This window comes from Knoellia flava TL1 (assembly GCF_000768675.1).
In the GTDB taxonomy this organism is placed as follows: Bacteria; Actinomycetota; Actinomycetes; order Actinomycetales; family Dermatophilaceae; genus Knoellia; species Knoellia flava.
In genome coordinates this window covers 80,659-94,242 of the sequence record NZ_AVPI01000045.1, presented here as the reverse complement: position 1 = coordinate 94,242, position 13,584 = coordinate 80,659, and the positions used below count along the sequence as shown (strand labels likewise).

The following is a 13,584-nucleotide window of genomic DNA, read 5'->3' as shown; positions in this document are numbered from 1 at the left end:
CGTGGGGGCCGGACGTCGCGAGTGGGGACCGCTCGCCGGAGCAGAAGGCAGCACCACCATGCGCGCACCGTTGCGTCGACTCCTGTCCATCCTGGGGGCCACGGTCCTCGCCGCCGGCGCCGTGCTCGTGGCGACCCCGGCATCCGCGGGCCCGACGGACACCACCCCTCCGGTCCTGCGTTCGGTCTCGGTGGCGCCGGGTCCCTACGTGCCGGGGCAGACCGTGACGTGGACGTTCGACATCGTCGACGAGAGCGCGATCGCATGGCTCGACGTCGTCTACGCCACGCCGAGCAGCGCGCCCGGGTTCTTCCACGCGCAGATCGTGCCACCAGCAGGCTGGCGGACCGGCGCCCTGAGCTGGACGATCCCGAGCACGCCGACCACGGCCCCGCACGACGGTTCCTACGAGGCGACGACGGTGTGGATCGGCGACACCTCGGGCGCGACGGCGCGCTACGTCGTCGGCGGCCGCCTCGTGACGAGCCCCCCGACGCAGACCACCCACACCGTGGACCTGCGCGCTCCGCTGACGATCACCGGCTCACCGCGCGACATCGCACCCCCGGCCCTCACGGCCTTCACCCCACCGGCGTCCGCGGAGTACGGGCTCGTGCACATCCCCTACGCCGCCAGCGACCAGACCTCCCTGCGACTCGACCTCCACGGACGACGGGAGGGTGGCGACGAGACCCACCTTGGCGAGCTGCTCGCGGCGCCGGCGCAGGGCGTGCTCATGTTCGACCCACGCGGTTTCGGCGTCATCGAGCTGACCCGAGTCGTGGTGACCGACGCCAACGGCAACAGCTCGACCTACTTTGCCGACGGCTCGGTGACGAGGACTCCCGCCGGTGGGCCCGCCACCCACGCCTTCTCCATCGGCCGGATCTCCGTGGTTCCCCCACCGGTCGAGCACCTGTCGGCGTCCACCTCCAGCGGCGCGGCGACCATCACTTGGGCCCAGCTGTCCCTCGCCGGGCACCGCGTCACGGTCGAGCCGGGCAACCGGGTCATCACCGGCGGCCCCACGGGGACGACGGACCAGACGCGCACCCTGCGGATCACGGGTCTGCAGAACGGCGTCGACCACACGATCACGGTGACCCCGACGTCGACCGGTGGCGACGGGCGCGCCGCCACCGTGACGGTGAGGCCCCGCATGTCGACGAAGGTGTTCGGCACGGGCGACCGCTCGGGCGACGGCCGGGCCGACCTCTGGGCCACCGGGTACGTCGAGGCCACCTCCGACGCTCGCTGGCTGCTCTACACCGGTGCCGGCGGCGGCCGCTTCGGCCGCACCCTGCGGCCGACAGCCCCGTATGCCGTGTACCCCGGCTTCCCGGGTTCGACGACCGGGCGCGGGCCAGGGGCGCCGACGGGCTCGCTCCACCTCCAGGGGAGCGAGCTGCGCCAGGCCGAGGTGAACGGTGGCAGCACCTTGGTGGGGCGCGGCTTCGACGTCTTCCGGACGATCGACGCGTCCTCCGACCTGACCTCGGACGGCGTCGCCGACCTCATCGGCATCACTCCCGCCGGCGACTTCTACCTCTACACCGCGTCCTCGACGGGTGCGATCGGGCGCGGCGTGCGCCTTGGTGGAGGGTGGGGCTCGTTCCACGCCGTCTTCTCCCCCGGCGACTTCTCGGGCGACCGGCGTGCGGACCTCGTCGCCGTCGACGGAGCGGGCACGATGTGGCTCTACCCGGGCAACGGGTTCGGCGGCTTCGGCCGGCGAGTCCAGATCGGCACCGGCTGGGCCGGATTCGGTTCGGTGTTCCCGATGCGCGACTTCTCCGGCGACGGCAAGGTCGACATCGGTGCGATCACCACGGACGGACGGCTCTTGATGTACCCCGGCAACGGCCGGAGCGGCTTCCTCGCCAAGGCACAGATCGGCACCGGCTGGGGGATGTTCCTCTGATCAGCTCACAGGTGTCACGGCAGGCGCCTATCCTGTGCCTGCCGTGCCAAGGGGGGCGGTCGTCCCGGGCTGACGTGTCGCCCGCCCGTCCGACAGGTCACCACCGATGCGCATGACCCTGCGCCACGTCCTCTCGAGTCTCGCCGCCGCCTGCGTCGGGGCCGGCCTCTTCGTCGCACCGGCTGACGCCAGCACGATCGCGGACACGACCGCGCCGGTGCTCACGAGGGCGAGCCTTCCCGCAGGCACCTACGGACCCGCCGGTGAACGTCAGGCGATGACCTTCACCCTCGACGTCGCGGACGAGAGTCCCATCAAGTACGTCGTGATCCGTCACGTCCACACGGATCCCAGCCTTCGGGCCACCCCGCTGAACGCCCGGTGGTACGGCGACGACCTGGACACGACATCGCTGACGTGGGCGACGTCAGGGTGGCACATCAACCAGGCACCGCTGGACGGTACGTATGTCGCGTCCTCGGTCTACGTCGAGGATCTCGCCGGCAACGGCGCCGAGTACCTCTCCGACGGCACGGTGCGCTACTCCTCCGGCGCCCGTGGACAGCACACGGTCGACCTTCGCCTGACACTCGTGGTGGCCGCGGGCCGCGACGTCACTCCGCCAGTGCTCACCTCACTCTGGATGCCCAGTCAGGCAGTGGCTGATCACGCCGGGCCCGACGCCTACATGTCGTTCGACGTCATCGACCCCGGCCTCTACTCCGTCACCGTCCACGGCCGGGTCAACGGAGGGGCCGAGACGACGTTCGGCTGGGAGAACGCCCTCTACGGGCGGCAGAGCGGCAGCATCCTCTTCCGGCCGCAGACCCTCGGCGAGGCCAGGGTGACCCGGGTCGAGCTCGTCGACCACAACGGCAACACGTCGACCTTCCACGCCGATGGCCAGGTCGTCAACAAGCCCGGCCTCGGGCTTCCCGTCTCCACTTCGACGCACACGGTGGACCTTGCGTCACAGGTGACGCCCATCGTCGCCCCGACGATCCAGAATGCGCGCGCGACGGCCGTGTCCGGCTCCGTCACGGTCACGTGGTCACAGCCCGCGTTCAACTCCTACCGGCTCACGGTCCAGCCCGGAGGCAGGGTGATCACCGGCGCCATCGACATGGACGGTCGCTACCAGCGCACGGTGACGATCAGCGGGCTGCCCAGCGGCGTCGCTCACACGATCACCATCACGCAGGTCACCCAGCAGGGCGTCGACCTCGACACCGTCTCGGTGTCCGTGCCCGCGGCCCCGCTGCCCACGAGGGTGATGCGGGTCTTCGGGACGGGCGACCGCAGCAGGGACGGACGCGCCGACCTCTGGGCGGCGCCCGCCGTGACGGACCCGAACGCCACCGCAACCTGGCGCATCTACCAGGGCTCTGGCACCGGCGGCTTCGGCCGGACCCTCACGAGCTCGATCCCCGCGACGAGAACCCCCCTCCCCGGGTCCTCGACCGGCCGAGGGCCAGGGGCACCCCTCGGAGCGCTTCACCTCCAGGGCTCCGACTTGGTCGAACCGACGGCCACCGGCTCACGTGTCGTGGGCAGGGGCTTCCACATCTTCCGCACGATCGACGCCTCCTCCGACCTCACCGGAGACGGTGTCGCCGACCTCATCGGCATCACCCCCGCCGGCGACTTCCACGTCTACCCCTCCACCGCGACGGGCGCGATCGGACGCGGTGCCCGTCTCGGTGGCGGGTGGGCAGCCTTCCACTCGGTCTTCTCACCCGGAGACTTCAACGGTGACCGGCGTTCCGACGTCCTCGCGGTCGACGGACTGGGCAAGCTCTGGCTCTACCCCGGCAACGGCCGCGGCGGGTTCGGCTCACGTGTCCTCATCGGCTCCGGCTGGCACACGTTCGGATCCGTCCTCCCGATGCGCGACTTCTCCGGCGACGGCCATGTCGACATCGGGGCGATCACCGCGGACGGCCGGCTCTTCATGTATCCCGGCAACGGTCGAGGTGGATTCCTCACCAAGCGCCTGATCGGGTCCGGCTGGCAGGTCTTCCTCCGAGCGGGTGCGGTGTGACTCGGGGCACGGCGCCTCGGTCTTGCCTCCTACCTACTCCGCAGTAGGGTCGAACCTGAGTTCCTGACCCTCGACGAGGAGGCCCCTCCCATGACCGCTCTCGACCCGACGACCTTCGCCTCGATGGACCCCGCGGAGTTCGCGGCCACCGTCAAGAAGCTCTCCGACAAGGAGATCAACGAGATCATGGGTGGCGAACACCGCCAGTCCATCCTCGACGCCATCTTCGACCGCTTCCCCGTCCTCTTCAACCCCGAGAAGGCCCAGGGCGCCGACGCCAGGGTCAACTGGCGGATCACCGGCGGTCCGGGTGGCTCCGACGACACCTACGCCGTCGTCGTCAAGGACGGCACGTGCACCGTCGAGAAGTCCCCGACCGCCGAGCCCAAGACCTCGATCATGCTCGGGCCGGCCGAGTTCGCGAAGCTCATCACCGGCACGGGCAACCCGACGATGATGGTGATGATGGGCAAGGTCAAGGCCCGCGGTGACCTCAGCGCGGCGATGGCCTTCCAGAACTGGTTCGACACGCCGAAGGGCTGAGCCGTGGCGATCAGCCTGCTCACCGTGGGGGCGGTGATGGCCAGGCGCGGGATGCTCACGCCCGGCCCGCCGCACCGACAGGTCTCCCAGCTGCGCGCCCTGCACCAGTGGGGCTTCGGCCTCGCCGGCGAGCTCCGCCAGGCCGCCCACCGCAGCCCGCAGCAGGTCGCCGTCGTCGACGAGGACCGCGGCGAGGTCACCTACGCCGAGCTGCTCGCCCGCTCCGAGAAGGCATCGGCGCTCCTGCGCAACAAAGGCTTCGGCCCCGGGCAGCGCATCGGACTCCTAGCCCGCAACCACGTCGGCGCCATCGAGGTCATGACCGGCGCAGTCGCCGTCGGCATCGACCTCGTCCTCATGAACACCGGCCTGTCCGCCGGCCAGCTCGCGCTCGTCGCCGAGCAGCAGGAGGTCGTCGCACTGCTCCACGACGACGAGTTCGACGGCGTCGTCGGCGAGCTGCCCGACTCGCTGCCCGTCCTTCGCGGGTCCCTCTGGGAGGCCGAGCTCGACCGCGTCCCATCGGCAGCCGCGCTCACGCCTCCCGCCCGCGGCGGCCGCACGATCATCCTCACCTCGGGCACGACGGGCACCCCCAAGGGCGCGGCCCGCCGGACCCCGAGCGGCTTCGGCCCGCTCATCTCGATCATCGAGCGGATCCCGCTGCACGCGCAGGACCGCATCCTCGTGAGCGCGCCGATCTTCCACACGTGGGGCTACGCCGCGATGCAGCTCTCGTTCGCGCTCCGGGCGACGATCGTCCTGCAGCGCCGCTTCGACCCGCAGCGGGCCAAGGACGCGCTCGAGCAGCACTCCTGCCACGCGATGTTCGCCATCCCCGTCATGCTCCAACGGATGATGGAGCTGCCCGCCGACCCCGACGGCCGCCGACGCCGTCCGGACCTGCGGGTCGTCGCCACCTCGGGTTCGGCATACCCGCACGGGTTCACGACGCGGTTCATGGACGAGTGGGGTGACGTCCTCTACAACCTCTACGGCTCGACCGAGGCGTCGTGGGTCTGCATCGCCACCCCCGAGGACCTGCGTCGAGACCCCGACACGGCCGGCACCCCGCCGCTGGGGACGGTCGTGCGCATCCTCGACCTCGACGGTCGTGACGTGGCGCCCGGCGAGACCGGTCGCATCTTCTGCGGCAACGACCTCGTCTTCGAGGGCTACACCTCCGGCGCCAGCAAGGACATCGTCGACGGGCTGGTCTCGACGGGCGACATGGGCCACGAGAAGGACGGCCTCTACTACGTCGACGGTCGCGACGACGACATGATCGTCAGCGGCGGCGAGAACGTCTATCCGATCGAGGTCGAGTCGCTGCTCGTCGAGCACCCGGCCGTGCGCGAGGTGTCCGTCGTCGGGGTCCCCGACCCCGAGTTCGGGCAGCGGCTCGCCGCGTTCATCGCGCTCGAGGACGGTCGCGAGCTCACCGAGGACGAGGTCAAGGAGCACGTCAAGGCGCACCGCGCCCGGCACTGCGTCCCGCGCGAGGTGCACTTCGTCGACGAGCTCCCCCGGAACGCGACCGGCAAGATCCTCGCCCGCGATCTGCGCAAGCTCATCGGCTGAGCCGGCAGCGTCCGGCAGGCGGACGGCATACCCACCACGTTGCCGGACGCAGACGGCGGACGCCTCCGGGAGGAGATGCTCGACGGGCCCCTGAACCCCGCCGAGCACCCTCCACCGGAGGCGTCCGCCGTCGTCTGTCGCGCGCCGGAGCGGGCTACTTCACCTCGCGGTGCAGAACCCGCCACGCGCCGACGAGGAGCGGGAGCAGGACCCAGACACCGAACGACGTCGTCAGCTGCCCCCAGTTCTCGCCGGTCATCGACCCGCTGAAGAGCGGCTCGGTCACCTGGTTGAGGTCGAGCCACTTGCTCGGCCCGGAGAGCGACGACACGAGGCTCACGGCGATGCTCCAGATCGTCGGCAGGAGCAGCGAGGCCACGATGGCGAAGGGCGTGTTGAGGAAGACGAACCCGAAGGCGAGGCCCTGCAGGACGAAGATCGCGAAGCCGAGGATCACCCCGAGGGTGACCTGCCAGGTGACGTCCCACGCGCCGTTGGCGTCGCCGACCGACGCCCCGAGGACGTTGGCGACCGCCGCCGCGGCGAACGCCGTCGCCGTGACGACGAGACCGAGGAGCAGCGCAGCGACGACCTTGGCGAGCACGACCCGCCCGCGTCGCGGCTCGAGGGTGAACGTCACGAGGCCGGTGCGCTGGCTCCACTCCGCGGTCGCGGCCATGATGCCGAGGATCGGCAGGAGGACGACGAGCGGAAAGGACGTGAGACCCAGCAGGGTGCCGTAGGTCGCCTCGTCGGCGGGACCCCAGATGAGGAACACCGCGAGCACGACGACCGAGATCGTCGACATCGTGACGAGCATCCAGCGCCCCGCCCGGGTGTCGACCATCTTGCGGAGCTCGACGTGGACGAGCCGAGGCATGGGCACGCCGGGCCGGCCCCCGGTGTCCGGCGTCGCGGTCGGCTGCACGAGGCTCGGGTCGACCTCGGGAGCACGGGTGTCGGTGGTGGTCATGCTGCGGTCCCTTCGCGTGAGGTGGCTGCGGTGAGGCTGAGGAACATCTCCTCGAGACCTTCGGACCCACCGGACCGGAGCTCGAGGAGGACGATGCGCTCGTCGAGCGCCATCTGGCCGACGATGCCGGGCTCGGCGTCGACGACGAGTCCCGAGGCGACGCGGGTGACGGGCACCTCGGCGCGCTCGAGGGCGGCGTACAGGGCCCTGTCGTCGGTCGAGCGCACCGTCGTGCCGCCACGGCTGAGCAGCTCGTCCTTCGTGCCCTGGGCGACGATCCGGCCACGGCCGATCATGACGAGGTCGTCGGCGATGACCTGGACCTCGTGGAGCAGGTGGCTCGAGAGCAGCACCGTCCCGCCGCCGTCGGCGAAGCCGCGCAGCAGGCCGCGCATCCAGTGGATGCCCTGCGGGTCGAGACCGTTGGCCGGCTCGTCGAGGATGAGGACCTCGGGCTGGCCGAGCAGGGCAGACGCGAGGCCGAGGCGCTGGCGCATGCCGAGCGAGTAGTTGCGCACCCGGCGACCGGCCTCCTCGTCGGTGAGACCGACGAGCGCCAGGGCCTCGTCGACGCGCGACTTCGTCACTCCGATCTGGATGGCGGCGAGCCGGAGCACCTCGCGGCCGGTGCGTCCGGGGTGCTGGGCCGAGGCGTCGAGCATGACGCCGACCTGGCGGCCGGGGTTGTGCAGGTCGCGGTAGGGCTTGCCGAGGACGCTCGAGCGACCGCTCGTCGCCGGCGTGAGGCCGGTCATCATGCGCATCGCCGTGGACTTGCCCGCGCCGTTCGGCCCGAGGAAGCCGACGACGCTCCCCGGGCGGACGTCGAAGGAGATGTCGTCCACCGCGGTGAACCCGCCGTAGCGCTTCGTGAGGTTCTCGACTGTGATCATGACGTCAACCCTGCCCGCGAGCGGCGCCCGCCCACATCGGCCGCCGGTCCCGGACGGCATCCGACTTTGGTATGCCGTTCGCCTCCCTCCCACAGTCCCGGGTCGGACGCGGCGGGTCGCCTCCACTGCCTAGGCTCGGCCCATGCCCGACACCTCCCCCCACCCGCACGGCCGACTCGGCTCCGTGTGGCGCTATGCGCTGGCGGGGCTCATCAGCGTCGTCGCCTGGGCGACCGTCGCCATCCAGATGATGGACGCCGGCATCGAGGACGAGCCGATCATCGGCTGGCTCTTCGTGGGCGACCTCGTCCTCGGGCTGCTGTCCTTCCTCCTCGTCCGCGAGCGGCACCGCTGGCCGGGCCCGGTCGCCCTGCTCACCGGCGCGTTCTCGTTCGTCTCGGCGAGCAGCGCCGGGCCGGCGACGTGGATGATCGGGTCCGCCTCGTCACACCACCGCTGGCGGCTCGTCGGCTTCCTCGTGCCGTTCAACGTCGTCGCCGGGATCGTTCAGGAGCGGTTCTACCCCGGTGGCGACGACCTGCCGCTGTGGGCGTCGTTCCTCTTCGGCGTCCTCATCGTCGGGATCGTCGTCGCGATCGGCTATGCGATGGGCTCGCAGCGCGACCTCATGGAGTCGCTGCGCGAGCGAGCCCTCACCGCCGAGCGGGAGCAGCAGGCCCGCGTCGCCCAGGCCCAGGCGGGCGAGCGGACCCGGATCGCCCGAGAGATGCACGACGTGCTCGCCCACCGCATCTCGCTCGTCGCCATGCATGCCGGCGCCCTGAGCTACCGCACCGACCTGTCGCCGGAGGAGCAGGCGACCGCGGCCCGCACCATCGAGGAGAACGCCCACCGCGCCCTGCGCGACCTGCGAGAGGTGCTCGGGGTGCTGCGTGACCCGACCCAGCCCGAGGGCGCGTCCCCCGAGCGTCCCCAACCGGTGCTCGCCGACGTCGGCAAGCTCGTCGACGAGGAGCGGGCCGGGGGCATGCGGGTGAGTCTCGACGAGGCCGTCGAGGGCGAGGTGCCCGACGCGCTGGGGCGGACGGCATACCGCGTCGTCCAGGAGGCCCTCACCAACGCACGCAAGCACGCACCCGGCACCTCGGTGGGCGTCGGCGTGACCGGCTCCCCCGACGACGGCCTCACCGTGACTGTCCGCAACGCCGCGCTCGTCGGCGCGCGCGGGCAGCGACTGCCCGAGTCCGGGCTCGGGCTGCTCGGGCTCGACGAGCGCGTGTCGCTCGCCGGCGGCCGCCTGCGGCACGGCACGGACTCCACCGGCGGCTTCGTCGTCGAGGCGTGGCTACCGTGGGGCCCGTGACCGACCCCGTGCCGATCCCCCTCGCCATCGTCGACGACGACCCGATGGTCCGCGCCGCCCTCCGGATGATGCTCGGGGGCAACTCCGGCATCACCGTGGTCGCCGAGGCGACGAACGGCGAGGAGGCGCTCACCCTCGTGCCGTCGTCCGGTGCCGAGGTGGTCCTCATGGACATCCGTATGCCGGTCCGCGACGGTCTCAGCGCCACCCAGGTCCTCCTCGACTGCGACCCCTCGCTCAAGGTCATCGTGCTCACGACCTTCGACGCCGACGACATGGTGCTCACGGCGCTGCGCCTCGGTGCCGCCGGCTTCATGCTCAAGGACACCCCGCCGGCGCGGCTCGTCGACGCGGTGCGCACGGTCGCCGCCGGGCAGCCGATGCTCTCGCCGAGCGTCACGGCCCAGCTCATCGCCGCGGTCGCCCGGCCGGACACCGGCGGCGACGACCGGGCCCGCGATGCCCGGTTCCGGCTCGAGGCCCTCACCGACCGCGAGCGCGAGGTCGCCGACGCCGTGGGCCGCGGGCTGAGCAACGCCGAGATCTCGTCGGAGCTCTTCATGAGCGTCCCGACCGTCAAGACCCACGTCGGGCGCCTCTTCACCAAGCTCGGTGTCGAGAACCGGGTGCAGGTCGCGATCCTCGTCCACGACGCCGCCGAGTGAGGGTCCTTCGATGACGACGACTCCGAGAGTGGAGCACCTCTGCGGGGTCGTCGTGCACCCCGCCAAGCCGCGCAGCGCCCAGGCCCTGGCTGCCCTGCGCCGGGCCCCCCGCCGTCGCGGCTGGCCCGAGCCGCTCGTCGCCGAGACCACGGTCGAGGTGCCGGGTGCGGACCAGGTCGCCGAGCTGCTCACCGCGGGCGCCGACCGCATCGTCGCCCTCGGCGGGGACGGCACCGTGCGCGAGGTCGCGGGCGCCCTGTCGCGCGCCGGCGCCCTCGCCGACGTCGTCCCGCTCGGAGTCCTGCCGACCGGCACCGCGAACCTCTGGTCGCGCACCGTCGGCCTCACCGACGACTCGCTCGAGGGCGCGGTCGAGCTCGCGCTCGACGGCCCGGTGCGCGACTGCGACCTCGCATGGGTCACCGTGACCCGCGCCGACGGGTCCGCCCGCACCCACGACGTCGCCGTCGTCGCAGGTGTGGGCATGGACGCCGAGGCGTTCGCCGCGACCGCCGACGACCACAAGCAGCGACTGGGGTGGCTCGCCTACTTCGCGGCGTTGGGTCGGCGCGCCGTCGGCCGGCAGGTGACGGTGCGGCTCGGACTGGGGTCGGTCTCCGGGACCGGTTCCGGTGCGGGAGACGGTTCCGAGGCCGGCACGACGCGCGAGGAGCAGGTGCGCACCGTCCTCGTCGGCAACTGCCGGGTGCTGCCGCTGGGCCTCCCGCTCATGCCCTCGGCCTCGATGGAGGACGGCCGGCTCGACGTGCTCGTCGTCGCGCCACGGACCGTGCTCGGCTGGCTCGGGGTCGGCGCGGGCATCCTCACCCGGCGCCGCGGCGGCTGGACCGGGCTGCGCACCCACCGCGCCCGTCACGTCACCGTCGACCTGGCGGAGCCGACGGCGGTCCACGTCGACGGCGACCCGGTCGGCGACGCGGTGCGGCTCGAGCTCGGGGTCCGCCCGGGAGCGGTGCTCGTGCGGACGCGGGCCGGAGCCCGTGACGGCGAGGACGAGGTCAGACGCCTTCTCGACGCGCCCGAGCCCGACCTCGAGGCCCTGGCCGACGCCCTCCACCACGGCCGCCGGTGGTCGTCGGACCACGCCCGCGAGCTCCTCGTGCGCGACGTCTTCGTCGGCCTGTCCGGTGCGGACCTCACTCGCTTCAAGAGCCTGCTCAGCTCCGGCCCGGACCACCGCGACCTCGAGCACCTCGTCTTCGACGTCGTCGACGACGAGGGCGTGCGCGCCGACATCCTGCGCCACATCGCCAGCGAGGCAGAACGCGTCGACGTCCCCGACCTCCACGTCCTCAGCGACATCGACGACACGTTGCGGTGCGCGCTGCACGACGACCGCTACCCGCGCGGCACGGTCTACCCCGGCGTCATCGAGCTCTACCGCGCGCTCGACGCCGGCCACGCCGCCGACCCCGAGTCCCCCGGCGACATCACCTTCGTCACGGCCCGGCCGATGGACCCCGCCGGTCTCGTCGAGCAGCACACCCGCCGTGGGCTTCGCGAGCTCGGGCTGCCACCGCACTCGGTCCTGTCCGGCACGTTCACCGGGCTGCGCAACCACGACGCGATGGCCGGCGCCAAGATCGAGAACTTCCGCCGCTTCCGCGCCCTCATGCCCGAGACCGAGGTCGTCTTCGTCGGCGACAGCGGCCAGGGCGACGTCGAGGTCGGCCGCCGGATGATCGCCGCCGACCGCGACGCGGTCCGGCTCGTCCTCATCCACGACGTCGTCGACACCCCGGAGGCAGCGCGCGACGAGCTGCGCGCCGAGGGCATCGTGCTCGTCGACAGTCCCGTCGGAGGCGCCCTCGAGGCGTATGCCGTCGACCTCGTCTCCGCGGCCGGGCTCGAGGCCGTCGTCACGGCGGCCGAACGCGACCTCGACCGCATCGAGTGGGAGTCCCCCGAGCAGGAGAAGGCGACGCGAGCGGTCGTCGAGCGCGACATCGCCGCGGCGCGCACGGCATACGGGAAGGCGCCCGACGGGAGTCGCGCGGTTGGCGACGCTTGACATCGGATAGTGACACTCTCCAATATTGGAGAGAGCCACTATCCAAGGGAGAACCCATGTCACTGCTCGCCGACCCGCAGGCCCTCGCCACCTCGACCGCCGTCCTCTCGGACGCGTCGCGCGCGACCGCAGGCGTCCTGCTCCTCGCGCTCGTCACGGTCGAGACCGGCGGGCTCTACCTCGTGAAGATCGTCCGCGGGGCGGCACCCGCCACGGAGTTCCAGGAGAAGTTCGCCCGCGCCGGCCACGCGCACGCCGCAGTCCTGCTTCTGCTCGCGCTCGTCTGCCAGGTCCTCGCCGACTCGACGAACCAGACCGGCGCGCTGAGCTGGCTGTCGCGGTCGGGCGTCGCGGTGTCGGCACTCCTCATGCCGGGCGGGTTCTTCTTCTCGTCGATGGGGGCCGGCCGCACCGAGCCCAACCGGCTCATCGCCCTCGTCTTCGCGGGCGCGGCCCTGCTCGCGGCGAGCCTCATCTCCCTCGGGGTCGGCCTCCTCACCGCCTGACGGGCTGCGGCTCTTCGGCCGCTCGGGGCGACGAGCCGGTCTCAGGAACCTCTCAGGAAGCGACCCCGCCCCCGGGCCCGACGCGAGCGCACAATGGGGCGATGGTCACCCCAGCGAGCCCGTCCCGTCGCCAGCTCCTGACCGGCGCCGCAGCCTCGGTTGTCGCGTCCACCGCCGTCCTCGCCAGTCCCGCGACCGCCGAGCCCCGGCGCGCCGCCCCGGCGCCAGAGACGGTCCCCCTCCCCAACGGGCTGCGGCCCGAAGGCATCACCTCCGGACCGGGCACCCGCTTCTACGTCGGCTCGCTCGCCGACGGACGCATCGTCGCGGGCGACCTGCTCACCGCCACGTCGAGCACCCTCCTGCCCGGAGCCACCGGGCGCGCACTCCGCGGCCTCTTCTGGGACGCGCGCACCAACCTCGTCTGGGCCGCCGGCAACGTCGGCGCCGTGGGCCACGTCTGGGCCGTCGACGGGACCACCGGCGCGGTCGTCCAGGACACGGTCGTCGACGGCGCGAAGTTCCTCAACGACCTCGTCGTCGACGGCGACACCGTCTGGGTGACGGACTCACGGATCGTCCCCGACCGGCTGACCAAGATCGCCCTCACCGCCGGCGGGGCACCGACCGGAGCGGCGCCGACCTTCCTGCCCCTGGGCGGCGCGTGGCCGCAGGGTGACGGAGCAGCGGTGAACGCCAACGGTATTCGCGTCCTGCCCGACGGCAGCCTCGTCCTCAACAACTCGCGGGTCGGCGGGCTGTGGCAGGTCGACCTGGCCACCGGCGAGGCCTCCGAGATCCCGGTCAGCGGAGGCCCCGGCATCACCGGCGGCGACGGTCTCGTGCTCGACGGCCACACCCTCTACAACGTGCGCGGGTCGGGGCAGGCCGAGGTCTCGGTGCTGGAGCTCGTCCCGGTCGGCTCGGCGTGGGCGGCCCGGTGGCGGGGAGCCCGCACCGACGAGACGCTCGACGTGCCGTCGACCGCCACGCTCGCCGGCGGCTGGCTGTGGGCAGTCAACGCCCGCTTCGGCGTCCCGTCGCCGGAGACCGCCACCTACTGGGTCACCCGGCTCCCGGCGCGCTGAGCCCGCCCGGCCAGTTC

Annotated in this window: 11 protein-coding genes; 9 read left to right on the top strand and 2 right to left on the bottom strand. The window is 72.3% G+C overall.

What is annotated here, in order from left to right:
- The first annotated feature begins 58 nt into the window (after window positions 1–58).
- The 4 genes from N798_RS17515 to N798_RS13205 all read left to right on the top strand — a co-directional run bounded on the left by N798_RS17515 (window position 59) and on the right by N798_RS13205 (window position 6,086).
- A complete protein-coding gene (locus tag N798_RS17515) occupies window positions 59–1,921 on the top strand; it encodes an FG-GAP repeat domain-containing protein (protein WP_052117340.1) in 1,863 nt (620 codons plus the stop codon).
- 106 nt (window positions 1,922–2,027) lie between these two features.
- Window positions 2,028–3,962, top strand: coding sequence for an FG-GAP-like repeat-containing protein (locus N798_RS17510; RefSeq protein WP_052117339.1), 1,935 nt, complete (start codon window positions 2,028–2,030; stop codon window positions 3,960–3,962).
- Window positions 3,963–4,052: 90 nt separating this feature from the next.
- On the top strand, window positions 4,053–4,505 hold the full coding sequence (locus N798_RS13210) for an SCP2 sterol-binding domain-containing protein (RefSeq protein WP_035949102.1): 453 nt from the start codon (window positions 4,053–4,055) through the stop codon (window positions 4,503–4,505).
- Window positions 4,506–4,508: 3 nt separating this feature from the next.
- Window positions 4,509–6,086: an AMP-binding protein gene (locus tag N798_RS13205; protein ID WP_198030753.1), complete on the top strand. Its 1,578-nt coding sequence runs from the start codon at window positions 4,509–4,511 to the stop codon at window positions 6,084–6,086.
- Between the two features lie 154 nt (window positions 6,087–6,240).
- Here N798_RS13205 and N798_RS13200 read toward each other — a convergent pair whose 3' ends face one another.
- Window positions 6,241–7,059: an ABC transporter permease gene (locus N798_RS13200; protein WP_035949100.1), complete on the bottom strand. Its 819-nt coding sequence runs from the start codon at window positions 7,057–7,059 to the stop codon at window positions 6,241–6,243.
- A complete protein-coding gene (locus N798_RS13195) occupies window positions 7,056–7,952 on the bottom strand; it encodes an ABC transporter ATP-binding protein (protein WP_035949098.1) in 897 nt (298 codons plus the stop codon). The genes N798_RS13200 and N798_RS13195 overlap by 4 nt, the downstream gene beginning before the upstream one ends.
- A 142-nt stretch (window positions 7,953–8,094) precedes the next feature.
- On the opposite strand from N798_RS13195, the gene N798_RS13190 reads away from it, so the two are divergent.
- The 5 genes from N798_RS13190 (at window position 8,095) to N798_RS13170 (ending at window position 13,567) form a co-directional block, all read left to right on the top strand.
- Window positions 8,095–9,276 (top strand): sensor histidine kinase, encoded by a 1,182-nt coding sequence (locus N798_RS13190; RefSeq protein WP_035949097.1) that lies wholly within the window; start codon window positions 8,095–8,097, stop codon window positions 9,274–9,276.
- A complete protein-coding gene (locus N798_RS13185; RefSeq protein ID WP_035949281.1) occupies window positions 9,273–9,941 on the top strand; it encodes a response regulator in 669 nt (222 codons plus the stop codon). Before N798_RS13190 ends, N798_RS13185 begins: the two co-directional genes overlap by 4 nt.
- 10 nt (window positions 9,942–9,951) lie before the next feature.
- Complete coding sequence (locus N798_RS17505; RefSeq protein ID WP_084100685.1) at window positions 9,952–11,973, top strand: diacylglycerol kinase family protein; 2,022 nt, start codon at window positions 9,952–9,954, stop codon at window positions 11,971–11,973.
- A 56-nt stretch (window positions 11,974–12,029) separates the two neighbouring features.
- Window positions 12,030–12,479 carry a hypothetical protein gene (locus tag N798_RS13175; RefSeq protein WP_035949095.1) on the top strand — a complete coding sequence of 150 codons (450 nt, stop codon included), beginning with the start codon at window positions 12,030–12,032 and terminating at the stop codon, window positions 12,477–12,479.
- 101 nt (window positions 12,480–12,580) lie between these two features.
- Window positions 12,581–13,567, top strand: coding sequence for an NHL repeat-containing protein (locus N798_RS13170; protein WP_035949093.1), 987 nt, complete (start codon window positions 12,581–12,583; stop codon window positions 13,565–13,567).
- Window positions 13,568–13,584: the final 17 nt, after the last annotated feature.